The 26236-nt window shown below is 69.2% G+C and carries 22 protein-coding genes; 17 read left to right on the top strand and 5 right to left on the bottom strand.

Going from position 1 to position 26236, the window contains the following annotated elements:
• The first annotated feature begins 15 nt into the window (after window positions 1-15).
• Window positions 16-1113: a GNAT family N-acetyltransferase gene (locus CLV67_RS10845; protein WP_106317040.1), complete on the top strand. Its 1098-nt coding sequence runs from the start codon at window positions 16-18 to the stop codon at window positions 1111-1113.
• A 517-nt stretch (window positions 1114-1630) separates the two neighbouring features.
• Here the strand turns inward: CLV67_RS10845 and CLV67_RS10850 are convergent.
• Window positions 1631-1948 carry an antibiotic biosynthesis monooxygenase family protein gene (locus tag CLV67_RS10850; protein WP_106317041.1) on the bottom strand — a complete coding sequence of 106 codons (318 nt, stop codon included), beginning with the start codon at window positions 1946-1948 and terminating at the stop codon, window positions 1631-1633.
• 429 nt (window positions 1949-2377) lie between these two features.
• Between CLV67_RS10850 and CLV67_RS10855 the strand changes: the two genes are divergently transcribed.
• A complete protein-coding gene (locus CLV67_RS10855) occupies window positions 2378-3370 on the top strand; it encodes a TerC family protein (protein WP_106317042.1) in 993 nt (330 codons plus the stop codon).
• A gap of 894 nt (window positions 3371-4264) precedes the next feature.
• Here the strand turns inward: CLV67_RS10855 and typA are convergent.
• Window positions 4265-6127 (bottom strand): translational GTPase TypA, encoded by a 1863-nt coding sequence (gene typA / locus CLV67_RS10860; RefSeq protein ID WP_106317186.1) that lies wholly within the window; start codon window positions 6125-6127, stop codon window positions 4265-4267.
• A gap of 163 nt (window positions 6128-6290) precedes the next feature.
• On the opposite strand from typA, the gene CLV67_RS10865 reads away from it, so the two are divergent.
• A complete protein-coding gene (locus tag CLV67_RS10865; RefSeq protein WP_106317043.1) occupies window positions 6291-7076 on the top strand; it encodes a transglycosylase SLT domain-containing protein in 786 nt (261 codons plus the stop codon).
• A 183-nt stretch (window positions 7077-7259) separates the two neighbouring features.
• Window positions 7260-7685, top strand: a complete 426-nt coding sequence (locus CLV67_RS10870) for an uL11 family ribosomal protein (RefSeq protein ID WP_106317044.1) — start codon at window positions 7260-7262, stop codon at window positions 7683-7685.
• A 31-nt stretch (window positions 7686-7716) separates the two neighbouring features.
• On the opposite strand, the gene CLV67_RS10875 is transcribed toward CLV67_RS10870, so the two are convergent.
• Window positions 7717-8334, bottom strand: a complete 618-nt coding sequence (locus CLV67_RS10875) for an ATP-dependent Clp protease proteolytic subunit (RefSeq protein ID WP_106317045.1) — start codon at window positions 8332-8334, stop codon at window positions 7717-7719.
• Window positions 8335-8397: 63 nt separating this feature from the next.
• On the opposite strand from CLV67_RS10875, the gene CLV67_RS10880 reads away from it, so the two are divergent.
• From CLV67_RS10880 to CLV67_RS10900, 5 genes are read left to right on the top strand one after another with little or no spacing between them, the layout of a single operon-like run.
• A complete protein-coding gene (locus CLV67_RS10880; RefSeq protein WP_106317046.1) occupies window positions 8398-9138 on the top strand; it encodes a GntR family transcriptional regulator in 741 nt (246 codons plus the stop codon).
• A 25-nt stretch (window positions 9139-9163) separates the two neighbouring features.
• Window positions 9164-10666 (top strand): NCS1 family nucleobase:cation symporter-1, encoded by a 1503-nt coding sequence (locus tag CLV67_RS10885; RefSeq protein ID WP_106317047.1) that lies wholly within the window; start codon window positions 9164-9166, stop codon window positions 10664-10666.
• Window positions 10666-11448, top strand: coding sequence for an aspartate/glutamate racemase family protein (locus CLV67_RS10890; RefSeq protein ID WP_106317048.1), 783 nt, complete (start codon window positions 10666-10668; stop codon window positions 11446-11448). Before CLV67_RS10885 ends, CLV67_RS10890 begins: the two co-directional genes overlap by 1 nt.
• Window positions 11445-11954 carry a SigE family RNA polymerase sigma factor gene (locus tag CLV67_RS10895; protein WP_106317049.1) on the top strand — a complete coding sequence of 170 codons (510 nt, stop codon included), beginning with the start codon at window positions 11445-11447 and terminating at the stop codon, window positions 11952-11954. The genes CLV67_RS10890 and CLV67_RS10895 overlap by 4 nt, the downstream gene beginning before the upstream one ends.
• Window positions 11955-11969: 15 nt before the next feature.
• A complete protein-coding gene (locus tag CLV67_RS10900) occupies window positions 11970-12647 on the top strand; it encodes a hypothetical protein (RefSeq protein WP_106317050.1) in 678 nt (225 codons plus the stop codon).
• A gap of 69 nt (window positions 12648-12716) precedes the next feature.
• Here the strand turns inward: CLV67_RS10900 and CLV67_RS10905 are convergent, their stop codons facing one another.
• On the bottom strand, window positions 12717-13286 hold the full coding sequence (locus tag CLV67_RS10905; protein WP_373873202.1) for an MBL fold metallo-hydrolase: 570 nt from the start codon (window positions 13284-13286) through the stop codon (window positions 12717-12719).
• 38 nt (window positions 13287-13324) lie between these two features.
• On the bottom strand, window positions 13325-14023 hold the full coding sequence (locus tag CLV67_RS10910; RefSeq protein ID WP_106317052.1) for a maleylpyruvate isomerase family mycothiol-dependent enzyme: 699 nt from the start codon (window positions 14021-14023) through the stop codon (window positions 13325-13327).
• A gap of 212 nt (window positions 14024-14235) precedes the next feature.
• Here CLV67_RS10910 and rsgA point away from each other — a divergent pair, with 212 nt between their 5' ends.
• The 8 genes from rsgA (at window position 14236) to whiA (ending at window position 26192) form a co-directional block, all read left to right on the top strand.
• Window positions 14236-15285 carry a ribosome small subunit-dependent GTPase A gene (gene rsgA / locus CLV67_RS10915; RefSeq protein ID WP_106317053.1) on the top strand — a complete coding sequence of 350 codons (1050 nt, stop codon included), beginning with the start codon at window positions 14236-14238 and terminating at the stop codon, window positions 15283-15285.
• Window positions 15286-15432: 147 nt separating this feature from the next.
• A complete protein-coding gene (locus CLV67_RS10920; protein ID WP_239166801.1) occupies window positions 15433-17232 on the top strand; it encodes a glycosyltransferase family 87 protein in 1800 nt (599 codons plus the stop codon).
• Between the two features lie 121 nt (window positions 17233-17353).
• The gene (gene uvrA / locus CLV67_RS10925) at window positions 17354-20293 is read left to right on the top strand and encodes an excinuclease ABC subunit UvrA (protein ID WP_106317055.1); all 2940 of its coding nucleotides are present in this window, start codon (window positions 17354-17356) and stop codon (window positions 20291-20293) included.
• 224 nt (window positions 20294-20517) lie between these two features.
• A complete protein-coding gene (locus tag CLV67_RS10930) occupies window positions 20518-21051 on the top strand; it encodes a Rieske (2Fe-2S) protein (RefSeq protein ID WP_106317056.1) in 534 nt (177 codons plus the stop codon).
• Between the two features lie 94 nt (window positions 21052-21145).
• A complete protein-coding gene (gene uvrC / locus CLV67_RS10935) occupies window positions 21146-23077 on the top strand; it encodes an excinuclease ABC subunit UvrC (RefSeq protein ID WP_106317057.1) in 1932 nt (643 codons plus the stop codon).
• A 78-nt stretch (window positions 23078-23155) separates the two neighbouring features.
• Window positions 23156-24058: an RNase adapter RapZ gene (gene rapZ, locus CLV67_RS10940; RefSeq protein WP_106317188.1), complete on the top strand. Its 903-nt coding sequence runs from the start codon at window positions 23156-23158 to the stop codon at window positions 24056-24058.
• On the top strand, window positions 24055-25071 hold the full coding sequence (locus tag CLV67_RS10945) for a gluconeogenesis factor YvcK family protein (RefSeq protein WP_106317058.1): 1017 nt from the start codon (window positions 24055-24057) through the stop codon (window positions 25069-25071). Before rapZ ends, CLV67_RS10945 begins: the two co-directional genes overlap by 4 nt.
• A gap of 140 nt (window positions 25072-25211) precedes the next feature.
• Window positions 25212-26192 (top strand): DNA-binding protein WhiA, encoded by a 981-nt coding sequence (gene whiA / locus CLV67_RS10950; protein WP_106317059.1) that lies wholly within the window; start codon window positions 25212-25214, stop codon window positions 26190-26192.
• Window positions 26193-26236 lie beyond the last annotated feature (44 nt).

Below are 26236 nucleotides of genomic sequence, written 5' to 3' on the forward strand. Positions count from 1 at the left end.
ATTAGGCTGGCGGCCATGACAGCGGCTCACAAGATCATCAGCGACGATGCTGCCCTTGAGGAGGGCGAGCTGGTAACGCTGGCGCGCCGCTGCTGGGAAGCTGACGGCGGCCTGCCCTTGGCGGTCGAGCCGTGGTTCGTGCGGAGCCGCTGGTCCCGCCCGGGCACGAAGACGTTCACCGTGCGCGGCCCCGCTCCCGGAGCTGCGGCCGAGCCCGGTTCCTCTCCCGGCGACGCCACCGCGGGCGGCCCCTCCTCCGGGGACGCGGCCGTGTCCACCGCCTCCTCCGGGGATGCGGCTGGCCGTGGTTCGTCTCTCGAGAACGCCGCCATGGGTGCTTTCTCGGGGGACGCGGCCGCGGGTGCGTTGCCGGCTGCGGGGGACGCGGGTGGAAGCGTGTTGCTGGCTGCGATCGCGGTGCGTCCTGGGCCGCGGGGGTCGGTGGTCACCGGGCTGGTGGATCCGGCGGTTCGGGGGAGTGGGGTCGGATCACGGCTGCTCGATGCGGCGCTCGCGGTGGCTGCGGAATCTGAGGGCGCCACCGCCGGGTTCGTGACGGTGGAGACCGAAGGGCTCAGTGCTGACGCCGAGAAGTTGTTCGAATCGCGGGGGCTGCGGCAGTTCTTCGCCGAGGAGGTCATGCGGATCGATCTGGCGGCCGCGCCCGCGCCCGAGCCGACCTGGCCTGCCGGGACCACGGTGGCCGAGTGGAACGGGGAGACGGCGGAGCGGTTCTTCCAGGTGTACGCGACAGCCTTCCGGGAACGACCGGGCTTCCCGGACCCGTCCGCCGCGGAGTGGATCGAGGAGACCGCCGAGGACGACGACTTCCAGCCCGAGCGGTCGCTCCTGGCAACCCTTCCGGAGATCGGCGACGCGGGGTTCGTCTCGGTGGGTGACAACTGGATCCAGCAGGTGGGAGTGGTACCGGCGGCTCGGCGGACGGGCCTCGGCGGCGCACTGATCCGGGAGGCGTTGCGCCGGATGGCGAGCGCGGGCCTTCACGAGGGCTGGCTCTGCGTCAACGTCGACAATCCGGCCGTGTCGCTCTACCGGCGTATCGGGTTCAAGGGCGTCGGGCATCGAGCCCGTTACCGGCCGATCGACTCCTGAGCCTGCCGCCCGGCCCCGACGAAGCGCCCGCATGCGCACCACGGTTTACCACGTGGGTTGTGGCTGTTGGTTGTGTGGTGATTTGTGCCCGTATACGGACCAGGGTTCACCACGCATGTTGTGGCTGTTGGCTGTGTGGTGATTTGCGCCCGTATACGGACCAGGGTTCACCACGCATGTGGTCATTGCTGGCCGGGGCCCGATGAAGCGCCCGCATGCGCACCACGGTTCACCACGCGTGTTGTCGTTGCTGGCTGTGTGGTGATTTGTGCCCGCATGCGCACCACGGTTCACCACGCGCGTTGTCGTCTGGCAGTGGGGTGCGCTGTTCGAGTGCGGATTTCTTCTGACGGGCGGCTTGGCTCGCGTCCGTCCTCGCCGGCTTCGGCCCCCGCCTGGCATCGTCTGGCTGGCGTTGCTCGACCCGGGGGCGTCGGGCTGGCTCGGCTTCGGTTGAGGGCTGCTCTGGCCGTACCCGGGAAGGGTCTTATGGGAAGGTTTGGGGAGTGCGGCCTGGTCAGGTGGTGGTGAAGAGGGCGCGGTCGGGTTGGAGGTCGGTGAAGTATTCGGCCAGCGGGGGCTGGGCCAGCGAGCCGCCGATCAGGGCTCGCCACTGGGCGAAGCGGTCGGTGCGGCGGAAGTTCTGCTCGTGGGCGTCGGGGCTGTCCCATTCGGTGAGGAGCACGAAGCGGGTGGGGGAGCCCAGGCCTCTTCGGAGCCGGACCGAGCGGCAACCGGGGCTGCCCGCGACCAGCGGCCGCGCCAGCTGGTAGGCATCGACGAAGTCGTCCTCGCGGCCGGGAAGGACGTCGATCAGCGTGACTTCGAGAACCATGCCCGCAAGCGTCCCATACGCACCGGATGGTCAGCATACTAGGATGCCTGAGAGGCTGCGAGGACGCCGAAGTGGGCGGATCGTCGCTGGTCGAGGCGTAGGCTGAGGAAAACGGCGATGAATTGGTATGCCGAGACGTGTGGTGGATGTCGGTTTGCCCGGATGGGGCGTTTCGGCGGCGAGCTGTACCACTTCCCGGCTCCCGGTGTGCCGTTCGCGCCAAGGATGCGCAACAATGGCTCCTGTGGGAGGGGAGTATTCCCCCGCTCCGGTCTCGTCAACACGGAACGCCTCCAAGGCGAACCCGGGGCCGGTGGTCACGGAGGTTCAGATCCGTGGCGGAAGAGACCTCCGACAGTCGCACGTCGCTGTTCTCATCCCGATCACGGGTGGGCGCAGCGACGACCCGTGTCTGCCGGAGGTCCTTAATTGAACGTTTCCGCCTGGGTCTGGGGCGCCACGCTGGTCGCGCTGATCGCGGTTCTCGCCGTCGATCTGCTCATCATCGGGCGTCGGCCACACGAGCCCAGCATGAAGGAAGCCGGCGGGTGGGTCGCGTTCTACGTGGGCCTCGCCGTGATCTTCGGTATCGGCGTCTGGATCACCGCTGGTGGGCAGGCGGCCGGTGAGTTCTACACCGGCTGGCTCACCGAGTATTCGCTGAGCGTCGACAACCTCTTCGTCTTCGTGATCATCATGGCCCGGTTCGCCGTGCCACGGCATCTTCAACAGAAGGTGCTGCTGATCGGCATCGTGCTCGCGCTCGTCATGCGTGGCATCTTCATCGCCGCCGGCGCCGCCCTGATCACACAGTTCTCGTGGGTCTTCTACATCTTCGGCGCGTTCCTGGTCTACACGGCGATCACCCTGGTCAAGGGCGAGGACGACGACGAGGAGTTCAAGGAGAACATCCTCATCCGCTGGGCGAAGCGGGCCCTGCCGCTCTCCTCCGAGTTCGGCGACGGCAAGTTCCGCACGGTCTCGGCCACCGGCAAGCGCCTCTTCACGCCGATGCTCATCGTGATGATCGCTATCGGCACCACCGACCTGATCTTCGCGCTCGACTCCATCCCGGCGATCTTCGGCATCACCAAGGAGCCGTACCTGGTCTTCACCGCGAACGTCTTCGCGCTGATGGGTCTGCGGCAGCTGTTCTTCCTCCTTGGTGGCCTGCTGGAACGCCTCGTCTACCTCAACATCGGCCTCGCCGTGGTGCTCGCCTTCATCGGCGTCAAGCTCGTCCTCGAAGCCCTGCACACCAACAGCCTGTCGTTCATCAACGACGGCCACGGCTTCCACTGGGCGCCGGAGATCCCGATCTGGCTATCGCTCCTGGTGATCCTCGGCACTCTGGCCATAGCCACGGTCGCCAGCTTGGCGAAGACCTCCCGCGACAAGAAACGAGAGCTGCTGTCCAAGTAGCAGCAGCAAAAGAACCACCCGGCACGGGCCCGGGCGACAGTGGTCGCCCGGGCCCGGCCTTTTCCGCTTCCGCCGAACCTTGCCGCCAGGCCCACGCCAGCTCACCGTGCAGGCTGCGAGAGTCGGCAGCCGCACACATTGCTGCTTCCCGTGCATCCCGGCCGGCCGCCGGCCTGCTTCCCGTGCGCCCCGGATGGCCGCCGGCGACAGCAGGGTCGCACGCAGGCAATACGTGATCGCTGATAGTGGCCCGGGCGACGCCAGCCTCGCACAGGACCCGTCCGTGTGCGCCTGCCGCCGCACGGCGAGCGGCGCATCCGAGCTTCGCGGACCGGTGCGGGGCGACGCGGCGGACAAGGGCCGGGTCGAACGATGCCGTGGCGGAGCGGGACGAGACTCAGTGAAGCGCGCCGCAGGGAGCGAGAAGGGGGCGAGGTTGAGGCGTTCCTGGGCGGGCTCAGTGAAGCGGACCGCAGGGAGCGAGAAGGTGACGCGGCGGAGGCGTTCCTGAGTGGGCTCAGTGAAGCGTGCGGCAACGAGCGAGAAGGGGGGGGGCGAGGTTGAGGCGGCCTGGACGGGTCACTCTCGGCTTGGCGGTGCGCGAGCTTCTTCAAGTGAGTGCGCCCCGGCGGTACCTCGTCCCGGACGGGGGAACAGCACGCCGGAAGAGGCATGGCAGGGTGCGTGCTTCAGACGTACAGCAGAAAAGGTCTTGATCGAAACCGCAACCGGACCGCGAACCGGGAGAAAACGCCGGAACGCAAGGTTGGGGCGGCACACGGCGCACGGAGGGATCAAGCCTGACCGCCCAGAGCGGGCCAGGTGCCGCCAAACCGACCCGAACGCAACGCGGCCCGCCTCAGGAAACCCGAGGCGGGCCGGACGTGAAGGAACTTACTGGTGCTTACGCCGGGCGGCGGCACGACCACGGGTCGTAGCGTCCAGAACCACCTTGCGGATGCGGACCGCGGCCGGGGTGACCTCGACGCATTCGTCCTCGCGGCAGAACTCGAGGGCCTGCTCGAGGCTGAGCTTGCGCGGCGGGATCAGTCGCTCGGTGTTGTCGGCGCTCGCGGCGCGCATGTTGGTGAGCTTCTTCTCCTTGGTGATGTTGACGTCCATGTCGTCCTCGCGGGAGTTCTCGCCGACGATCATGCCTTCGTAGACCTCGGTGGTCGGTTCGACGAAGAGCTGGCCGCGTTCCTGCAGGTTGATCATGGCGAAGCCGGTGACCGCGCCTGCCCGGTCGGCGACGAGGGAGCCGTTCTGACGGGTACGCAGCTCGCCGAACCACGGCTCGTAGGCCTCGAACAGGTGGTGCATGATGCCGGTGCCGCGGGTCTCGGTGAGGAACTCGGTGCGGAAACCGATCAGGCCACGTGCCGGGACGAGCCACTCCATGCGGAGCCAGCCGGTGCCGTGGTTGATCAGCTCCTCCATCCGGCCCTTGCGGGTGGACAGCAGCTGGGTGATGGCGCCCATGTACTCGTCGGGGGCGTCGATGGTGAGGCGCTCGACCGGCTCGTGGACCTTGCCGTCGATGGTCCGGGTGACGACCTGGGGCTTGCCGACGGTGAGCTCGTAGTTCTCCCGGCGCATCTGCTCAACCAGGATGGCGAGAGCAAGCTCACCACGGCCCTGGACCTCCCAGGCGTCGGGGCGGTCGGTGTTGAGGACGCGGAGCGACACGTTGCCGACGAGCTCCTTGTCGAGGCGGTCCTTGACCATGCGCGCGGTGACCTTGGCGCCCTTGACCTTGCCGACCAGCGGCGAGGTGTTGGTGCCGATGACCATCGAGATGGCCGGCTCGTCGACGGTGATCAGGGGGAGCGGGATCGGGTTCTCCGCGTCGGCGAGGGTCTCACCGATCATGATGTCGGGGATTCCGGCGAGGGCGATGATGTCGCCGGGGCCGGCGCTCTCGGCGGGCTTGCGCTCGAGGCCCTCGGTGACGAGCAGCTCGGAGATGCGCACGTTGCTGATGGTGCCGTCGGTCTTGCACCAGGCGACGGTCTGGCCCTTGCGGATGGTGCCCTCGTGGACGCGGCAGAGCGCGAGGCGGCCGAGGAACGGCGAGGCGTCGAGGTTGACCACGTGCGCCTGCAGCGGCGCGTCCTCGTGGAACTTCGGTGCCGGGATGGTGTCGAGGATGGTGCTGAACAGCACGTCGAGCGAGTCGCTGTCCTCGGGGACGGTGCCGTCCTTCGGCTGGTTCAGCGAGGCGATGCCGTCGCGGGCGCAGGCGTAGACGATCGGGAACTCGATCTGGTGTTCGTCGGCGTCGAGGTCGAGGAACAGCTCGTACGTCTCGTCGACGACCTCTTTGATGCGGGCGTCCGGCCGGTCCACCTTGTTGATGATCAGGATGATCGGCAGCTTGGCGTGCAGCGCCTTGCGGAGCACGAAGCGGGTCTGCGGCAGCGGGCCTTCGGAGGCGTCGACGAGCAGGGCGACGCCGTCGACCATGGTGAGGCCGCGCTCGACCTCACCGCCGAAGTCGGCGTGACCGGGGGTGTCGATGATGTTGATGGTGACGGCTTCGCCCTCGGCGGGCTGGTAGCTGATCGCCGTGTTCTTGGCGAGAATGGTGATGCCCTTTTCCCGCTCCAGGTCCATGGAGTCCATGACGCGGTCGGCCATCTCGCCACGCGCGTGGGACTGGCTGCCCTGGCGCAGCATGGCGTCGACCAGGGTGGTTTTGCCATGGTCGACGTGAGCGATGATGGCGACGTTGCGTAGGTCGGTGCGGGTCTGCATGACGTCCATTGTCCCCGGCTCACGTTGCCGTTCGTGACACGGGGTCAAGACCCGAATCTTGTGCTCTTCTGTCCTTTTTGAGGGGCCTGTGAAGGGGCAGCGAAGATCAACTAGCTGCTGCTAGCGTCGGTCATCGATGTCTTCATGGGGGAGGTGTGCATCGATGAGTCGGCGCATCAGGATCGTGGCCGCGGTCACAGCGTTGCTGGTCGTGGCGGGGTGCGGGCAGGCCGGAGCGGGCGAGAAGGAGACGGTGGCCGCGCAGGCGCCGGTGTCGGTGGCGCCGACGGTCGAGGAGACGACGCCGGAGCCGGACCCGGAGCCGACGACGGAGAAGCCGAAGCCGAAGCCCACCACCAAGAAGCCCACGGCGAAACCGTCGCCGACCGAGGACCCCTTCAACATGCAGCTGCCGGACTGTGCCGAGTACGTCGGCAAGGCGGTGTCCCGGGCCAAGGCGAAGACGGCGCTGAACGCGGCCGCCACGAAGGTGTACTGGCCGGGTTCGGCGCCGAAACTGAAGGTGCCGGCCGATCTGATCCGGGCGGTGGCGTGGCACGAGAGCGGCTGGGTGTCGAACATCCGCAACTGTGACGGCGGTTACGGTCTCATGCAGGTCATGCCGGACACCCAGGACTTCGTCAACCAGCGGTTCGAGAAGAGTTACGACTCCAAGGACTACAGGCAGAACGCGATGCTGGGCGCCAACTACCTGGCCTGGCTGACGAAGTACTTCGGAGAGAAGTACTTCAAGAAGAACTACGACCTGAGCGCGTCGAAGTGCAAGTCGGACGCGTCACCCTGCCTGCTCAATCTGGTGGCCGACGCGTACAACATGGGGTTCGGCTCGACCGAGGAGGCTTACCTCGACGGCAAGAAGCTCTCCAACCCGGAGTACGTCCACCTCATCCGGGCGAACATGCGTGAGTGTGACTGCGACCGGTTCTGAGCCGGGGCGGTCCCAGGGCCGCCGGAGTCGCGAGCTACACTGGTCGGCGGACCCGAGACCCCGTTACCAGCCGTTTTGACCCTCTCGTTGATGCGGTAGTAAGGTCTCGGGGTTGTCGTGTGTCGTTGATGCTGGCGAGCTGCGTTGTCTCGGCCCGCAGCTCACCCTAAGGAGCCTTACCCAATGCCTCCCAAGAAGAAGACCCATGAGGTAACCCTCGCGCTTGAGGCGGGTAACGCCGCGATGGTCGACCTCGGTAAGATGCTCGGCCCGACCGGTGCCAACATGCGCGCCGTCAAGGTGGAGTACGACGAGGCCACGTCGAAGAACCGGGGCGAGATCATCCCGGTCATCGTGTCGGTCTACGAGGACCGCAGCCACACGCTGGCCTACAAGACGCCGCCGACCAGCTTCCTCATCCGGAAGACCCTCGGCATCAACTCCGGCGCCGCCAACCCGCTGACCACCACGGTCGGCACGCTGAGCAGCGACCAGATCAAGGCGATCGCCGAGCGCAAGCTGCCGGACCTCAACGCGAACGACCTCGACGCCGCGATCAAGATCGTCGCCGGCACCGCCCGCTCCATGGGTGTCAAGGTTCCGTCCTGAGCTCCAAGCACCACTGATCGGGCCCCGGTTCTCACCGGGGCCCGTTCTTTTTCGGGGCCACCACCTCGCCGATCAGGCCGTACTCGAGGGCCTCGGCAGCGGTCAGGCGCCGCCCTGCGGACAGGTCGTCCTCGATCCGGCTCCGCGGCTTGCCGGTGATCTCGGCGAGGCGGACCACGACCTCCTCGAGCTCGCGCAGGTGCTGCCCCGCGGCGGCCGCGACCTCGTCGGCGGTCCCGGTCACCCCCGCGGCGCGCGGTTCGTTCAGCCTGAAACGGGCATGCCGGTACGCCGCGCGCTGATCCGCCGCGGCCAGGACCGCCAGCGCCGCCCCGCCCGCCTCGGCGGTGACCAGGGCATGCACCGGCGCGGACAGCGCGTCCATCACGTCCACCACCGACAGCGCGGCGCTCAGGTCCCCGCCCGGACTGGATACGTGCAGGTGGATCGCCTCCGGCCCCGCCGAGTCCAGGGTGAGCAGGGCGGCCGCGATCCCGGTGGCGGTCTCCGCGGTGAGCTGGCCGCGCAGCATCACGATCCGCTGGTCGAAGAGCCGTTCCTCCAGCCAGCCCGGCAGGCCGGGTCCACCGGGCGGCAGATGCGGTGGCTGCCACTCCGGCTGATGGTGTGGGTGCGGGTACAACGGCATGACGCCAGCCTATCCAGCACGACGCGAAACGCGCCGATAACCGCGAGGGGCTAGGGTCCGGCCATGTCCGGACCGCGGCGCCGTTCCGCCCTGCTCGCCCGGCTCGCCGACCGCCCGGCCGGCAGCGTGCGCAGCGCGATCGTCGACGAGTTGCGGGCGATCATCCTGTACGGCGAGGTCCCGCCCGGTTCGGCGATACCGCTGGACGGGGTGGCGACCGCGTTCGGGGTGAGCCGGATCCCGGTACGTGAGGCGCTGATGACGCTGATCGGCGAGGGCCTGGTCGATCACCGGCCGAACGGCGGCTACCGGGTGGCGATGATGACGGCCCGGGAGTTCGGCGAGATCTACCTGGTCCGCGAGGCCCTGGAATCGGCGGCGCTGCGGGTGGCGGTGGCCGGGGCGACCGCCGAGGACGACCGGCTGGCCCGGGCTGCGCTGCGGGCGCTCGACGAGGCGATCGAGACCGGTGACGACGGGGCGGCCTATCACCGGGAGAGCCGGCGGTTCCATCTGGCGCTGATCAACCCGTGCCGGATGCGGCGGCTGCTGAACATGCTCGAGTCGGCGTGGAACATGACCGAACCCCTGCGGCCGATGACGCACCTGACCGGCTCGGACCGTGAACTGCTGCACGCCGATCACGCCGTGATGCTGGCCGCCTTCCTGCGGCGCGACGCGGATGCGCTGGGCCGGGCCTGCGCCGGCCACCATGCCCGGCTGCAACGGTTCATCTCGGCGTTGCCGCAGCACACCGGGCTGTTCGTGGAGGAGAAAGATATACGGTTCAGCACATCCGGGTGAAACAGCGGCTCCCTAGCGTGACCGCATGACCACCACCCCCGGCAAACACCACGAGGACCTGGTCGAAGCCGCCGGCATGCCGGTCGGTAGCGGCGTCATGAAGTCCAGTTACGATCCCCGGCTCACCAACGAGGACCTGGCCCCGCTCAAGGAGCAGCGGTGGGGCTCGTACAACATCTTCGCGTTCTGGATGTCCGACGTGCACAGCGTCGGCGGCTACGTCACGGCCGGCAGCCTGTTCGCACTCGGGCTGTCCAGCTGGCAGGTGCTGGTCTCCCTGGTCGTGGGTATCACGATCGTCTACTTCTTCTGCAATCTGGTCGCCAAGCCGTCGCAGGTGACGGGCGTGCCCTATCCGGTGATCAACCGGGTGGCGTTCGGGGTGCTCGGGGCGAACGTGCCGGCGATCATCCGGGGTGCCATCGCGGTGGCGTGGTACGGCATCCAGACGTACCTGGCCTCCGCCGCCCTCGATGTCGTGATCCTGAAGCTGTGGCCGTCCCTGATGCCCTACGCCGATGTGGAGCAGTACGGGTTCCTCGGCCTGCCGCTGCTCGGCTGGTGCACGTACGCCCTGCTCTGGGTCCTGCAGGCGGCGGTGTTCTGGACCGGTATGGAGACGATCCGCAAGTTCATCGACTTCTGCGGCCCGGCCGTCTACGTGGTCATGTTCCTGCTGGCCGGATACCTGATCTCGGAAGCCGGCTGGGGTGCGATCGACCTGAACCTGGGTGAGGTCACGGTCACCGGCGTCGACGCGATCCCGGTGATGCTCGGCGCGATCGCCCTGGTCGTGTCCTACTTCTCCGGCCCGATGCTCAACTTCGGGGACTTCTCCCGGTACGGCAGGTCGTTCAAAGCCGTCAAGGTCGGCAACTTCCTCGGCCTGCCGATCAACTTCCTGATGTTCAGCATCCTCACCGTCGTCACCGCTTCGTTGACCGTGCCGGTCTTCGGCGAGCTGCTCACCGATCCGGTGGCGACGGTCGCGCGGATCGACAGCACGTTCGCGATCGTGCTCGGTGCGCTCACCTTCACCATCGCCACGATCGGCATCAACATCGTGGCGAACTTCATCTCGCCGGCGTTCGACTTCTCCAACGTCAGTCCGCAGAAGATCTCGTGGCGGGCCGGCGGCATGATCGCGGCGGTCGGATCGGTGCTGCTCACCCCCTGGAACCTCTACAACAACCCGGAGGTCATCCACTACACGCTGGAGACGCTGGGCGCCTTCATCGGGCCGCTGTTCGGGGTCCTGATCGCCGACTACTACCTGATCCGCAGGCAGCAGGTCGACGTGGACGCGATGTTCACCATGTCGCCGGCCGGGAAGTACTTCTACAAGAAGGGCTACAACCCGCCCGCGATCATCGCGACCGCGGTCGGCGCGGCCGTCGCCGTGATCCCGGTGCTCGGCAAGATCACCGACGTGGCGCAGTACAGCTGGTTCATCGGCTGCGGCCTGGGCTTCGTGGTCTACCTGGCGCTGGCGAAGAAGAGCCTCCACCCGGCGCCGGCGAAGAGCTGATGCTCATCCGGGTCATCAATCCCAACACCACGGCGTCGATGACCACGCTGATCGAGGCGAACGCCCGGGCCGTAGCCGGTCCGGGCGTCGTCGTCGAGGCGGTCACCCCGGCGATGGGCCCGGCCTCCATCGAGAGTCACTACGACGAGGCGCTCGCGGTCCCCGGCCTCCTCGCCGAGATCATCGCGGGGGAGCGGGACGGCGCGGACGGTTACGTCGTCGCCTGCTTCGGTGATCCGGGGCTCGATGCCGCCCGCGAGGTCGCGGCGGGACCGGTGGTCGGCATCGCGGAGGCGGCGATGCATGCGGCGATGCTGGTCGGTCGCGGTTTCAGCGTGGTCACAACCCTTGGTCGTACGGCCGGACGAGCTCTTGATCTCGCCAGTCGTTATGCCCCCGCCGGCGCCTGCCGAGGGGTGCACGCCTGTGAGATCCCGGTCCTGGAGCTGGAGTCCGACCCGTCGGTGCTGCCGAGAGTGACAGCCCTGGCCCGCGAGGCCCTGGAACGGGACGGCTCGGATGTGATCGTCCTCGGCTGCGCCGGGATGGCCGGGCTCTGCCACGACGTCTCCGCCGAGTTGGGCGTCCCGGTCGTCGATGGGGTGACCGCCGCGACACTGATGGTGCAGTCCCTGGTCACGCTGGGTCTGGGCACCTCGAAGCGGGACGAGTACGCTGCGCCCCTGTTCAAGCCGTATCTCGGATTGCTCAGCGACTTCATGCAACCGGATGGAGGTGGGAGTCGTCAGGGAGGCGTGAGAGCGAAGGAGGGGCTCGTGTGAAGAACGAGCGTGATGAGCAATTCCATCAGTTCGTGGTCAGCCGGAGGGCCGCGCTGGTGCGGACCGCGACTCTGCTCACGGCGGGTGACGCCCACCTGGCCGAGGACCTGGTGCAGTCGACGCTGACGAAGCTTTACGTCGCGTGGCCGTCGTTCCAGCGTGCCGACAACCCGGACGGTTACGTCCGGCGGACACTGGTGAACGCGCTGACCGACGAACGGCGGCGGTGGTGGCGGCGCAGCGAACGGCCGATGGCCGAGGTCCCCGACCGGGCCGCAGCGGAACACGTGAACGGTGATGTCTCCGACGGGCTGCGCGTGGCCCTGAAGGAGCTGCCACCGAAGATGCGGGCCGCGCTGGTGTTCCGCTACTTCTACGACCTCGATGTCGCCGACACCGCCGACGCCCTCGGATGCTCCGAGGGGACGGTGAAGAGCCAGACTGCCCGGGCGCTCGATCGGCTCCGCGCGGTTCTCGGCAACAATCCCTCCCTGGCAACTCTCTGAGCAGGAGAAACTGAAATGATGAACCTTCAGGACGGGCTGGCGCGGATCGCCGGTCCGGGCGCTGAGCCGACCCGGGAGCAGGTCGTCGCGGACCTGGCCCGTGGACAGAAGGCACTGCGCCGCCGCCGTACGATGCAGACCGCCGCCGGCTCGGCCTTCGCGGTCGCCGCCGTCGCCGCGGCCTTCGCCTTCGCCTCCGGATCTCCGGCCGCCACCACCACGCCCGAGGCCAAGGCGCCGGTCACCAGCACCACGACCGCGGACGCCAAGGCGCCGGCCTTCCAGCTGATCGCCTACAAGGGCAAGCAGCCCGACGCGTTCACGGTGGCCCAGGTGCCGGCCGGTTACGAGGTCCAGGGTGTCACCGAGGGCTCCCTGACCGTCGGACCGGAGGGCATGGCCGACCAGGACCCGAACAGCTTCGTCGGCAAGGTCGCCGTCATGCTGCAGTCGGTCGACGAGCACGGCAAGATGCCCGGCAAGCCGGAGAAGGTGATGATCGGCGACCGGGAGGGCTTCTTCGTGAAGCGGCCCGGCTCTGAGGGCGACGGCATCAGCCTCTTCATCATGCAGCCGTCCGGCATGAACCTGGAGATTCAGGTCTGGGACGGCGTGGGCTGGAGCCGTGACCAGATCGTGGCGTTCGCCGAGGGTGTCACGGTGAACAAGAACGCGAAGCCCGGCCGGGGCTGACCCGCAGGCAGAGCACGTAGAGCAGGGAGACCGGGACGAGGTCAGCGCCCCGGTCTCCCCACGTTCGTGTCACCAGCCGCGTTCCCGCCATTCCGCCAGGTGCGGGCGTTCCGCGCCGAGTGTCGAGTCCTTGCCGTGGCCCGGGTAGAACCACGTGTCGTCGCCGAATCGGCCGAACAGCTTGCGCTCGACGTCACCGATGAGCGACTCGAAGTTCTCCTTCACCCCGCGGGTGTTGCCGACCCCGCCCGGGAACAGACTGTCCCCGGTGAACAGGTGGGCGCCCCGGTAGGCCAGCACGATCGAGCCGGGTGTGTGCCCGACCACGTGGATCACGTCGAGGCTGTGCCCGCCCACCTCGATCGTGTCGCCGTCATGCAGCGTGCGCGTCACCACCGGGATCTCGGCAGCGTCGTCGGCGTGGGCCAGCGACTCGGCGCCGGTGACCCGCACCACCTCGGCCAGCGCCTGCCAGTGGTCGCCGTGCCGGTGGGTGGTCACGACCGTCCGCAGCCCGGTGTCGCCGATCAGGTCCAGCAGGGTCCCGGCGTCGTTGGCGGCGTCGATCAGCAGCTGCTCGCCGCCGGCACTGAGCAGGTAGGCGTTGTTGTCCATCGGGCCGACCGAGACCTTCGTCATGGTCAGGCCGCCGCCCAGGTCGTGGATCTCGGGCACGCTCATCTCCATCTCGCGGGAGTGGGTAGCTCCCCGTCCGGGGAGACGGTCAGGTCGGAGCCGTCGGCCCGGCCGATCAGCCATGCCGCGAGCGACCGGGTCGGGCCGCCGATGACCGGGCCGTCCTCCGAGCCGATCACCAGCGGGTGTTCCAGGCCGAACGGGCGCAGCACCATGCCGGGCGCACCGGCCGGCGGGTCCTTCACCGTGGCTCGTAGCAGGCGCAGCGCGAACGCGTCCGGCCAGTCGGCAGGCGTGTAACCACGGCCCAGGTCGACCCGGTGGATCTCGATCTCGCACAGGCGCAACCACGGCACCGCCGCCGCGGACCGGGCCAGCGGCAGCCGCGTCGCCCAGGCCGCCTCCGGCATCGCCGCGGCCGCGTCGGCGAACCGCTCGTGCGCCGCGCGCAGGTCGGCCAGCTGCTCGGCGACCGGGCGGCCGGCACCGGCCTCGATCCCGGCGGCACGGGCCTCCGGCGACGCGTACGCCGGGGTCTCCACCCCGGTCCGCGCCCAGGTCAGCAGGTTCGTCAGGGCGTCCGCGTTGCGCGCCAGATGGGTCAGCACATGACCGACCGACCAGCCCGGCAGCAGCGACGGAGCACCGATCTCGCCGTCGCTCAGCGGCTCTGCGGCCACCAGGAGCGCCTCGGTGGCGTCCTCCACGTCGGTCATCAACACCAGCGGATCGATCGTCACGCAACGACACTATCCGGTGCCGCAAGCACCCCCGGCGGAATTCACTTTCGCCCGGGCGGACGACGGTCGTACCGTCGTTGCCAGACGCGACGATCGATCAACCCGCGGAGGAGGTGAGGACCGTGCCGTTCAGTCTTGCCGCGTCCCTTCACCCGGGGGCCTTCGCCTGATCAGCAGGCCACGCCGTCCCCGACAGACCGTAAAGGGTTCACATGTCGTACCACCTGTCCCAGCTCGGCTGGGACGACCACTTCGCATCCCTGTTCAGCCGCTGGGACCGCTCCGACACCGCGCCCGGCCGGGTTCTCCGGGCCGACCGCGGCGTCTGCACCGTGCTGACCGCGACCGGGGTGACCAGGGCGACACTCGGCGGGTCCGTCATGATCGACGCCGCCCGCGACCCCGCCCTGCTGCCCTGTTCCGGTGACTGGGTGGTGCTGCGCCACTGGCCGGACCGGCGGACCACTCTGGAGATGGTCCTGCCCCGGCGGACCACGCTCATCCGGCGGACCTCCGACAAGGACTCGTCGGGCCAGGTTCTCGCCGCCAACATGGACACCGTCGCCGTCGTCGAACCGATCCATCCCGAGCCCGACGACGCCCGGGTCGAGCGGCTGCTCGCGCTCGCCTGGGAGTCGGGGGCCGACCCGCTGCTCGTGCTCACCAAGACCGACACCACCAGCGATCCCGCGGCGGTGGCCCGTCAGATCGGCGAACTGGCGCCGGGCGTTCCGGTGCTGCCGGTCAGCGTCCAGCGCGGCGCCGGGCTCGACGAGCTGCGGGCGTACGTCGGACCCGGCCGCACGCTGGCCCTGCTGGGCCGGTCCGGTGCCGGCAAGTCGACGCTGGCCAACGCGCTGGCAGGCACGACCGTGATGCCGGTCCAGGCGATCCGCGACGCCGACGGTAAGGGACGTCACACCACCGCGTACCGCAACATGATCACTTTGCCCGAGGGCGGTGCCGTCATCGACACCCCGGGCATCCGTGGCGTCGGCCTGCTCGACACCGAGGGCGGTCTCGACAAGGCCTTCGCGGACGTCACCGACCTGGCCGGGCGGTGCCGATTCGACGACTGCAGGCACGAGACCGAGCCGGGCTGCGCCGTCCAGGCAGCCCTCGCCGACGGGACGCTCCCACCCCGGCGGCTGGCCAGCTGGCGCAAACTCCGCCGCGAGGTCGAGGTGGAGAGCGGGCGGCGATCCGCGAGGCTGGCGAGGGTCCGGCGTGCTCCGGCGCCACCCGGCCCGCATCGTTTTTGATGTCGTACGGCTACGTGTACCCCGGCTGTGCGGGACGCGGGTGGCTGCCCGCTCCCGCCGGCCAGGCGGGTGCCGGGCTGCTGCGTGGCCGGCAGCGGTACGGGCGGCCATGTGGGCCGCGGGAAGTGCTCTGGCAGAATTCGCCCGGTGCGTTCGGCGGATGAGGTGACCGGTAGGCAGGCGGCGGAGACCGCGGACGACGTGGTGGAGGCGGTTCCCGGCCCGGTCGCGAAGCGGCGCTGGACCCGGACCGACACCTGGACGGCGCTGGGCTTCCTGGGCCTGGCCGTGTTCGTGGTGATCCAGCTGTGGATCGATCCGAACGGACGGGTGCTCGCCGGGAACAGGGACGACCACGGGATCTTCCTGTTCATGCTCGCGCACGCCGAGCGGGTCGTCTTCGACGGCGCGTCACTGTTCTACGAGGACCGGCTCAACGTGCCGGACGGCGTGAACATGATGGCGAACACGTCCATCCTCGCCCTGGCGCTGCCGCTGGCCCCGGTCACGCATTTCCTCGGTGGCGGGGTGACCGCCGCGCTGGTGATCACTCTCGGGCTCGGCGGTACGGCCTTCGCCTGGTACTGGGTCTTCTCCCGGCACCTCGGCCGTACCCCGCTCGCCGCGATCGTGGGCGCCGCCTGGTGCGGGTTCGCCCCGGCCATGGTGTCGCACGCGAACGGGCACCTGAACTTCGTCAGCAACTACGTGCTGCCGTTCATCGTGTGGCAGGTGCTGCGCCTGCGTGAACCCGGCCGGGTGTGGCGCGGCGGTGTGATCCTCGGCCTGCTGATCGTGCTGCAGATCTTCATCAACGAGGAGGCCCTGCTCTTCCTCGCGCTCACGCTCGGCGTCTTCGCGGTCTCGTACGCCCTGATGCGGCGGGACGAGACCCGGCTGGTGTGGAAGCGGTTCACCGGCGGGCTCGGTGTGGCGGCTCTCACCTCGGGGGCGCTGTCCGGCTACCCGCTCTACATCCAGTTCTTCGGTAAGGGCAGCTACCACGGGCAGCCGTTCGAACCGAGCGTCTACGTCACCGACCTGGCCTCGCTGGGCGCCTTCGCGCGGCAGTCGCTGGCCGGGATCGGCCCGGTCGCCCGGCGGCTGAGCGTCAGCGCGACCGAGGACAACACGTTCTTCGGGCCGTTCGGCCTCGTGATGATCATCGTGTCGATCGTGATCCTCTGGCGCTCGGCGGCGATGCGGGCCACCGCGATCGCCGGGATCGTGCTGCTGGTCATGTCGCTCGGCCCGGAGCTGCGCCTGGTCGGCTTCAAGACCGGCATCCCGATGCCGTTCGCGCTGATCAGCCACGTGCCGGTGATCGACCTGGTGAGCGTGACCCGGTTCGCGATGGTGCCGGCCATGGTCGCCGGTGTGCTGCTGGCGTTCGCGATCGACCGGATCCGGGACTACCCGGCGCTTACCCGGAAGCGCTTCAAGATCGGCATGGTGCTCGCTCTCGTACCGCTGATCCCGAAGCCGTTGCCGGTCAACGAGGGCGTCCCGATGCCCGAGTTCATCACCGCCGGCCTGTGGCGGCAGTACGTCCCGGAGGGCAGGACGCTGGTCACGGTACCGCTGCCGGACGTGACGACCGGCCGGACCGGGCAGCGCTGGGCGACCCTGAACAACTTCGACTACGCGACGCCGCGCGGCTACTTCATGGGTCCCGCCGACCCGCCCTGGGACGACACCGGCTCGTGGCGGGCCCCACACCGTTACACCTCGCAGCTGCTCTGGAGTGTGCGGGAGTATGGATACAGTCCGGCGTTGACCGACACCGACCGCGAGCGGATCAAGGCTGACCTGGCCTACTGGCGCGCGGCGGTCGTGGTGCTGATTCCGGACGACCGCAACGTGGCCGCGCAACGGGCGACCCTGGTGGACGCGCTCGGCTCGCCGGAACTCGTCGGTGGCGTCGAGATCTGGAGAGTCAACTCGTAAGAGTGAGCGGGTGGTCCGGAAAAATGTCGTACCCCGTGGCTAGAGTGTCTGCTCGACTTCAAACACTTGTACGGACTCGTCTTACGGGGCGACTCGTCTTCAGAAGGCAGAGAGGCTGGCCGTGGCCGACCGACTGACTATCCGTGGCGCGCGTGAGCACAACTTGCGCGACGTCAACCTCGACCTGCCCCGCGACGCCATGATCGTCTTCACCGGGCTCTCCGGTTCGGGCAAGTCCAGCCTCGCGTTCGACACGATCTTCGCCGAGGGCCAGCGGCGCTACGTCGAGTCGCTGTCGTCGTACGCGCGGCAGTTCCTCGGCCAGATGGACAAGCCCGACGTCGACTTCATCGAGGGCCTGTCCCCGGCGGTGTCGATCGACCAGAAGTCGACGAACCGCAACCCGCGCTCCACCGTCGGCACGATCACCGAGGTCTACGACTACCTGCGACTGCTCTTCGCGCGTACCGGCATCCCGCACTGCCCGGTCTGCAAGGAGCGGATCAGCCGGCAGACCCCGCAGCAGATCGTCGACCGGGTGCTGGCGATGCCCGAGGGCACCCGCTTCATGGTGCTGGCCCCGGTGATCCGCGGCCGCAAGGGGGAGTACGTCGATCTGTTCGCCGAGCTCCAGGCCAAGGGTTATGCCCGGGCCCGGGTCAACGGCGTGGTGCACCCGCTCACCGAGCCGCCGAAGCTGAAGAAGCAGGAGAAGCACACCATCGAGGTGGTGATCGACCGGCTCAGCGTGAAGGCGTCCAGCAAGCAGCGCCTCACCGACTCGGTCGAGGCCGCTCTCGGGCTGGCCGGCGGCATCGTCCTGCTCGATTTCGTCGATCTGCCGGAGGACGACCCGGAGCGCGAGCGCCGCTTCTCCGAGCACCTGGCCTGCCCCAACGACCACCCGCTCGCCATCGAGGACCTGGAGCCACGGGTCTTCTCCTTCAACGCGCCCTACGGCGCCTGCCCCGAGTGCTCCGGCCTCGGGACGAAGAAGGAGGTCGACCCCGAGCTGATCATCCCGGACGAGGAGAAGAGCCTCGGCCAGGGCGCGATCCAGCCGTGGGCCGGCGGCACCACCCAGGAGTACTTCACCCGGCTGCTCGAGGCGCTGGCCAACGCCGAGGGCTTCAAGCTGGACACGCCCTGGCGGGCGCTGCCGACCCGGATCCAGAAGATCGTGCTGTACGGCGCCGACGACCAGGTCCACGTGCGGTATCGGAACAAGTACGGCCGCGAGCGCTCCTACTACACCGGCTTCGAGGGTGTGGTGCAGTGGATCGAGCGGCGGCACAACGACACCGAGAGTGACTGGTCGCGCGACAAGTATGAGGGCTACATGCGCGACGTGCCCTGCTCGGTCTGCGGCGGCGCCCGGCTCAAGCCCGAGGTGCTGGCCGTGACCGTGGCCGGCAAGAACATCGCCGAGGTCTGCAATCTGTCCGTCGGCGACTGCGCCGAGCTGCTGTCCGGCATCGAGCTCGACGACCGGCAGAAGATGATCGCCGAGCGGGTGCTCAAGGAGATCAACGCCCGCCTGCGGTTCCTGGTCGACGTCGGCCTCGACTACCTGTCACTGGACCGGGGCGCCGGCACCCTCTCCGGTGGTGAGGCCCAGCGCATCCGCCTCGCGACCCAGATCGGCTCCGGCCTGGTCGGCGTGCTCTACGTGCTGGACGAGCCGTCGATCGGCCTGCACCAGCGCGACAACCGGCGGCTGATCGAGACCCTGGTGCGGTTGCGCGACCTGGGCAACACCCTGATCGTGGTGGAGCACGACGAGGACACCATCCGGACCGCCGACTGGATCGTCGACATCGGCCCGGGGGCCGGTGAGCACGGCGGTCACATCGTGCACAGCGGTTCGGTCGAGGGTCTGCTGGCCAACGAGAAGTCGCCGACCGGCGCCTACCTGTCGGGCCGCAAGTCGATCCCGGTGCCGTCCACCCGGCGTCCGCAGACGGCCGGCCGTGAGGTCGTCGTCCACGGCGCCCGCGAGCACAATCTGCGCAACCTGACCGTGCCGTTCCCGCTGGGCCAGTTCATCGCGGTCACCGGCGTCAGTGGCTCGGGCAAGTCGACGCTGGTCAACGACATCCTGCACACCGTCATGGCGAACCAGATCAACGGCGCCCGGCAGGTGCCCGGCCGGCACACCAAGGTGACCGGGCTGGAGCACGTGGACAAGGTCGTCGGGGTCGACCAGTCACCGATCGGCCGGACCCCGCGGTCCAACCCCGCCACCTACACCGGTGTCTTCGATCACGTCCGCAAGCTGTTCGCGGAGACCACCGAGGCCAAGGTCCGGGGCTACGGCCCGGGCCGGTTCTCCTTCAACGTCAAGGGCGGCCGCTGCGAGAACTGCTCGGGCGACGGCACCATCAAGATCGAGATGAACTTCCTGCCGGACGTCTACGTCCCGTGCGAGGTGTGCAAGGGCGCGCGGTACAACCGCGAGACCCTGGAGGTGCACTACAAGGGCAAGACCATCTCCGAGGTGCTGAACATGCCGATCGAGGAGGCCGCGGAGTTCTTCTCGGCGCTGCCGGCGATCCACCGGCACCTGCGCACCCTGGTCGACGTGGGCCTCGGTTACGTGCGTCTGGGCCAGCCGGCGACGACCCTGTCCGGCGGTGAGGCCCAGCGTGTGAAACTCGCCTCGGAGCTGCAGAAACGCTCCACCGGGCGGACTGTCTACGTGCTCGACGAGCCGACCACCGGCCTGCACTTCGAAGACATCCGCAAGCTCCTGATCGTGCTGAACGGTCTGGTCGACAAGGGCAACACGGTGATCACGATCGAACACAACCTCGACGTGATCAAGACCGCGGACTGGCTGATCGACATGGGCCCGGAGGGCGGCAGCAAGGGTGGTCTGGTGCTCGCCACCGGCACTCCCGAGCAGCTGGCCGAGGTGCCGGAGAGCCACACCGGCGGGTTCCTGCGGCACATGCTGGGCCTGTCCGGCGATCCGGCCGGTTCGTCGGTCGCGGTCGGCCGGGCCGCCAAGGCGAACGCGACGCGGACCACCACCCGGTCCCGGGCGAAGGCCACCGCCTGATTTAGAAACTTCTTAGACGACTCACAGCTACCGCACCCGGTTGGTCTTTTAAGGTCGCCGGGTGCACCGCTGTCAGCCCGCGCCCCGGCAAATGGGTCGGGCGAACACGGAGGAAGCGGGAGAATTCCCGCTGGGCACGTTTGAACTGATCGCGGTCAAGGTCCGTATTCCGGGGCGACTCCGCGTGACATCAGCGGCAGAAGACAGGTAGTGGAGGGCGACAAATGACTGACGTGCAGCCGAGGACCGACGCCGAGATCCAGCAGGACCGTACTGGCACCGCCTCGACACGACGCGTCGTCCTGATGGGGGCCGGGGGCATCGGCGCCGCCGCGGCCCTGGCAGCCTGCGGCACCGACTCCAGCGGCACCAACCCGAACGGCACCGACTTCAACAACAACCCGGTCCCGGCCGGCAGCACCGCCGCCGGCGACGGCGGTGACACCGGTGGCGGCAACACCGGTGGTGGCGGCGGCACGGTGCTCGTGGCGGCCTCCAAGGTCGCGGTCGGCGGCGGCGTGATCCTCGACGAGCTGGTCGTCACGCAGCCCGCCGAGGGCACCTTCAAGGCGTTCAGCAACGTGTGCACGCATCAGGGCTGCAAGGTCACCGAGATCAAGAACAAGCAGATCGTGTGCCGGTGCCACAGCAGCTTCTTCTCCATCGAGGACGGCTCGCCGATCTCCGGGCCGGCCGCTCAGCCGCTGGCCGCGACCGCGGTCGAGCTGGACGGCGACAACGTGGTGGCCTCGGCCTGACGGCCGTACACCGGTCATGAGACCCGGGCCGTGGCGGCGGCACCGGGCCTCCGGCCGGGCAATTCTGTCAGTCCCAGGCACTAAAGTTGGGTCCGTGCCAGACCCGTCCAGTTATCGTCCGGCTCCCGGTACCATCCCCGATGCCCCGGGCGTCTACCGCTTCCGCGATCCGGCCGGCCGGGTGATCTATGTCGGCAAGGCGAAAAGCCTGCGTAACCGGCTCAACTCCTACTTCGCCGACGTCTGGTCGCTGCACGCCCGCACCCAGCAGATGGTCACCACGGCCGGCAGCGTGGACTGGGTCACCGTCGGCACCGAGGTCGAGGCGCTGCAGCTCGAGTTCTCCTGGATCAAGGAGTTCGACCCGCGCTTCAACGTGAAATACCGGGACGACAAGTCGTATCCGTTCCTCGCCGTCACCCTCGACGAGGAGTTCCCCCGCCTGCAGGTGATGCGGGGCGCCAAGCGCAAGGGCGTCCGCTACTTCGGGCCCTACTCGCATGCCTGGGCCATCCGCGAGACGCTCGACCTGTTGCTGCGGGTCTTCCCGGCGCGCACCTGCTCGGCCGGCGTCTTCAAGCGGGCCCACCAGATCGGCCGGCCCTGCCTGCTCGGTGACATCGGCAAGTGCTCGGCCCCGTGCGTCGGCCGGGTCAGCCCCGACGAGCACCGCGCGATCGTCGACGAGTTCTGCGACTTCATGGCCGGCCGCACCGACCAGTTCCTCAAGCGGGTCGAGCGCGAGATGCTGCAGGCCTCCGAGGAGCTGGAGTTCGAGCGTGCCGCCCGGCTCCGTGACGACCTGGTGGCCCTGCGCCGCGCCCTGGAGAAACAGACCGTCGTGCTCGGCGACGGCACCGACGCCGACATCGTGGCCTTCGCCGAGGACCCGCTCGAGGCCGCCGTCCAGGTCTTCCACGTGCGTGGCGGCAGGGTCCGCGGCCAGCGGGGCTGGGTGGTGGAGAAGGTCGAGGACCTGAGTACCGGGGACCTGGTCCATCACTTCTGCACCCAGATGTACGGCGAGGAGCACGGCGAGAACGACGTGCCCCGCGAGCTGCTGGTGCCGGCGCTGCCCGACGACGCCGAGGCGCTGGGCGAGTGGCTCTCCGGGCACCGCGGCAGCCGGGTCAGCCTGCGGGTGCCGCAGCGTGGCGACAAGAAGTCGCTGATGGAGACCGTGGCGCGCAACGCCGCAGAGGTGCTCCAGCGGCACAAGCTGCGCCGCGCCGGCGACCTGACCACCCGCAACAAGGCGCTCGAGGAGATCGCCGAGTCGCTGGGCATGGAGGGTGTGCCGCTGCGCATCGAGTGCTTCGACGTCTCGCAGATCCAGGGCACCGACGTGGTCGCCTCGATGGTGGTCTTCGAGGACGGGCTGGAGCGTAAGAGCGAGTACCGCCGCTTCATCGTCCGCGGAAACCCGGACGGCAGCGGCATGGACGACCTGTCGGCGATGAGCGAGGTGATGCGGCGCCGGTTCGCCCGCTTCAAGGCGATGGAGCAGCCCGAGGAGGGTGAACTGCCGGGCATCGACCCGTTGACCGGCAAGGCGCGCCGTTTTGCGTACCCACCTCAATTGATCGTTGTTGATGGTGGTCAGCCGCAGGTCAACGCCGTCGCCTCGGTGCTCGCCGAGATGGGTGTGACCGACGTCGCGCTGTGCGGGCTGGCCAAGCGCCTGGAGGAGGTGTGGCTGCCGGCCGACGACTTCCCGGTGATCCTCCCGCGCACGTCGGAGGCGCTCTACCTGCTGCAACGCGTGCGGGACGAGGCGCACCGGTTCGCCATCACCTTCCACCGGCAGCGCCGCTCCAAGCGGATGACCGAGTCGGCGCTCGACGAGGTCGCCGGCCTGGGCGAGGTCCGTCGCAAGGCCCTGCTGCGCCACTTCGGGTCGCTGAAGCGCCTGGCCGAGGCCACCCCGGAGGCGATCGCCGAGGTGCCCGGCATCGGTCTGAAGACCGCGGAATCCGTGCTCGCCGCGCTGCGTTCACCCGAGACGGGGAAGACGGCGGGGCGGTAGCCCCCGGTCGGCCTACCATGTTGTGTCCGCGAAAACGGCGCGGGCGTGATTGCGCGGGAGGCGTGCGTGACCGAAGCGATGCCGGACCTCGGACCCGACGAGGTGGTGGAACCGGATGAGGCCGGGACCGACCTGGTGGTGGTGACCGGGCTCTCCGGCGGCGGGCGCAGCACGGTGGCCCGGGCGCTGGAGAACGTCGGCTTCTACGTGGTCGACAATCTGCCGCAGGCCCTGATGCTGGAGATGGCCGAGCTGGCCTTCGCTGCCGGGGGCGCCGCCCGGCGTACCGCCATGGTTCTCGATGTCCGCAGCCGGGCCTTCTCCACCGACCTGGCGGGTGCCGTCCGCGCGCTGAAGGAGCGGGGCTTCTCGCCGCGCGTGGTGTTCGTGGACGCCGACGACGAGGTGCTGATCCGCCGGTTCGAGTCGGTCCGGCGTTCGCACCCGCTGCAGGGTGACGGGCGGCTGGCCGACGGCATCGCGGCCGAGCGCAAGCTGCTGGCCGAGGCCCGTGAGCAGTCCGATGTGATCATCGACACGAGTCACCTGAACGTGAATCAGCTGCGCCGCCGCGTGGAGGAGCTGTTCGGCGGGGAGGATTCCCGCCGGCTGCGGATCACCGTGCTCTCCTTCGGCTTCAAGTACGGCCTTCCGCCGGACGCCGACTACGTGCTGGACGCCCGTTTCCTGCCGAACCCGTTCTGGGTGCCGGAGCTGCGCGAGCACACCGGCCTGGAGGAGGGGGTGAGCAGCTACGTCCTCGGCCAGGAGGGCGCGACCGACTTCGTCGCCACGTACGCCGGGCTGATCGCGGCCACCGCGCCCGGCTTCGAGCGCGAGGGCAAGCGCTATCTCACCGTCGCCATCGGCTGCACCGGCGGCAAGCACCGCAGCGTCGCCATCGCCGAGGAGCTCACCTCCCGGCTGAGCAACATGCGCCTGTCCGCACACACCTCGCACCGCGACCTGGGGCGCGAGTGACGGCGATCCGGGTGGTCGCCTTCGGCGGCGGGCACGGGCTGAGCGCCTCGTTGCGGGCACTGCGGCGCAGCGCCGCGGGACTCGATCTGGACATCACCGCGATCGTCACGGTCGGCGACGACGGCGGCTCCAGCGGCCGGCTGCGGGTCGAGCGGGATGCCCTGTTGCCACCGGGTGACCTGCGGCAGGCCCTCGCCGCGCTGGCCGCCGACAATCCGGCGCACCGGCTGACCGCGAGCCTGATGCAGCACCGGTTCGCGTCGATGACGGTTCCGGCGCAGGCCATGGCTTCGGGCCGGGGGCCGCGGGTCGAGCGGCGCGCCGACCGCAGCCAGGACAGCCTGGCCGGCCACGCGGTCGGCAACCTGCTGCTGCTCGGGCTGATCGAGATGCTGGGCGACCCGGTCGCCGCCCTGGACCACGCCGCCGCGATGGTCGGCGCCCGGGGCCGGGTGCTGCCGATGGCGCTGCACGCGGTCGGTATCGAGGCCGACATGGTGGCGCCGGACGGCAGCCGGGTCATCGTCTCCGGCCAGCACTCGGTGGCCGTCGCCGACGGGCGGGTCACCTCGCTGCGCCTCGTGCCGGAGAATCCGCCTGCCTGCCCCGAGGCGATCGCCGCGGTGCGTGACGCCGATTGGCTGATCTTCGGGCCGGGCAGCTGGTACACCAGCGTCCTGCCGCACCTGCTGGTCCCGGAGCTGGCCGCCGCCATCGTGGCGAGCGGCGCCCGCCGGCTGGTCACCCTGAACCTCAGCCCCGACCGGGAGACGGCCGGGCTCTCCACCGCCGACCACCTGGCTGCGCTGCACTGGTACCTTCCGGATCTCCGGGTCGACACCGTGCTGGCCGACGCGAAATGGGTCGGCGAGCCGGAACCGGTCCGGGCGGCCGCGCAGGCACTCGGCGCCGAACTGGTTCTGGTGCCCGTGGCCGTTGCGGACGGCAGCCCACGGCATGATCCTGAGTCATTGGGTGCCGCCCTGGTGCCAGTATTGGGCGCCACTCGTTGATAACTCACGTAGTGCGGCACACACTGAGGCTTGTTCACGACCCACCTTGCGCCCCGGTGTTGCCGAAGTTAAAAACGACGGTCTCCACCGTCGTGAATAAGGCTCAGTTTTCAAGATCCGGCGCATGAGGTGACATCACGATGGCGATGACGGCAGCGGTCAAGGACGAGCTGAGCCGGGTCGACGTGCCCAAGCCCTGCTGCCGGCGGGCGGAGATGGCGGCTCTGCTGCGCTTCGCCGGTGGGCTGCACATCGTCTCCGGCCGGGTGGTCGTCGAGGCGGAACTGGACACCGGCGCGGTGGCCCGGCGGTTGCGGCGGGAGATCGCCGACGTCTACGGGTACCCGAGCGAGGTTCACGTGCTGGCGTCCGGCGGGCTGCGCAAGGGCAGCCATTACATCGTGCGGATCGTCAAGGACGGCGAGGTGCTGGCCCGGCAGACCGGCCTGCTCGACGTGCGCGGACGTCCGGTCCGCGGCCTGCCGCAGCACGTGGTGAGCGGCAACGTGTGCTGCTCGGTGGCGGCGTGGCGCGGCGCGTTCATGGCGCACGGCTCGCTCACCGAGCCGGGCCGCTCCAGCGCTCTGGAGATCACCTGCCCCGGTCCGGAGGCGGCTCTCGCGCTGCGCGGCGCGGCACGCCGGATCGGCATCACCGCCAAGGACCGCGAGGTGCGTGGCGTCGACCGGGTGGTGATCAAGGACGGCGACGCGATCGCCGCGCTGCTCACCCGGGTCGGCGCGCATTCCAGCGTCCTGGCCTGGGAGGAGCGGCGGGTACGCCGTGAGGTGCGCGCCACCGCGAACCGGCTGGCCAACTTCGACGACGCGAACCTGCGGCGCTCGGCCCGTGCGGCGGTCGCGGCCGCGGCCCGGGTCACCCGGGCGCTGGAGATCCTGTCCGAGGAGGCGCCGAACCACCTCACCTCGGCAGGTCAGCTGCGTCTGGAGCACCGTCAGGCCTCCCTGGAGGAGCTGGGCGCCCTGGCCGACCCGCCGCTGACCAAGGACGCGATCGCGGGCCGGATCCGGCGGCTGCTGGCCCTGGCCGACAAGCGGGCCCGCGACCTCGGCATCCCGGACACCGAGGCGGCCGTGACACCGGAGATGATGGCCTGCTGACGTGACCTCCGTCACCGCTCGTGGGCTGGGATGACAGAGGGTCG

It is taken from the genome of Actinoplanes italicus (assembly GCF_003001815.1).
Lineage (GTDB): Bacteria > Actinomycetota > Actinomycetes > Mycobacteriales > Micromonosporaceae > Actinoplanes > Actinoplanes italicus.

Excerpts from the sequence above, each read along its gene's own strand:
- CLV67_RS10845 (WP_106317040.1), top strand. The coding sequence starts at position 16 with ATGACAGCGGCTCACAAGATCATCAGCGACGATGCTGCCCTTGAGGAG.
- CLV67_RS10850 (WP_106317041.1), bottom strand. The coding sequence starts at position 1,948 with ATGGTTCTCGAAGTCACGCTGATCGACGTCCTTCCCGGCCGCGAGGAC.
- typA (WP_106317186.1), bottom strand. The coding sequence starts at position 6,127 with ATGCAGACCCGCACCGACCTACGCAACGTCGCCATCATCGCTCACGTC.
- CLV67_RS10865 (WP_106317043.1), top strand. The coding sequence starts at position 6,291 with ATGAGTCGGCGCATCAGGATCGTGGCCGCGGTCACAGCGTTGCTGGTC.
- CLV67_RS10870 (WP_106317044.1), top strand. The coding sequence starts at position 7,260 with ATGCCTCCCAAGAAGAAGACCCATGAGGTAACCCTCGCGCTTGAGGCG.
- CLV67_RS10875 (WP_106317045.1), bottom strand. The coding sequence starts at position 8,334 with ATGCCGTTGTACCCGCACCCACACCATCAGCCGGAGTGGCAGCCACCG.
- CLV67_RS10880 (WP_106317046.1), top strand. The coding sequence starts at position 8,398 with ATGTCCGGACCGCGGCGCCGTTCCGCCCTGCTCGCCCGGCTCGCCGAC.
- CLV67_RS10885 (WP_106317047.1), top strand. The coding sequence starts at position 9,164 with ATGACCACCACCCCCGGCAAACACCACGAGGACCTGGTCGAAGCCGCC.
- CLV67_RS10890 (WP_106317048.1), top strand. The coding sequence starts at position 10,666 with ATGCTCATCCGGGTCATCAATCCCAACACCACGGCGTCGATGACCACG.
- CLV67_RS10900 (WP_106317050.1), top strand. The coding sequence starts at position 11,970 with ATGATGAACCTTCAGGACGGGCTGGCGCGGATCGCCGGTCCGGGCGCT.
- CLV67_RS10905 (WP_373873202.1), bottom strand. The coding sequence starts at position 13,286 with ATGACGAAGGTCTCGGTCGGCCCGATGGACAACAACGCCTACCTGCTC.
- rsgA (WP_106317053.1), top strand. The coding sequence starts at position 14,236 with ATGTCGTACCACCTGTCCCAGCTCGGCTGGGACGACCACTTCGCATCC.
- CLV67_RS10930 (WP_106317056.1), top strand. The coding sequence starts at position 20,518 with ATGACTGACGTGCAGCCGAGGACCGACGCCGAGATCCAGCAGGACCGT.
- rapZ (WP_106317188.1), top strand. The coding sequence starts at position 23,156 with ATGCCGGACCTCGGACCCGACGAGGTGGTGGAACCGGATGAGGCCGGG.
- whiA (WP_106317059.1), top strand. The coding sequence starts at position 25,212 with ATGGCGATGACGGCAGCGGTCAAGGACGAGCTGAGCCGGGTCGACGTG.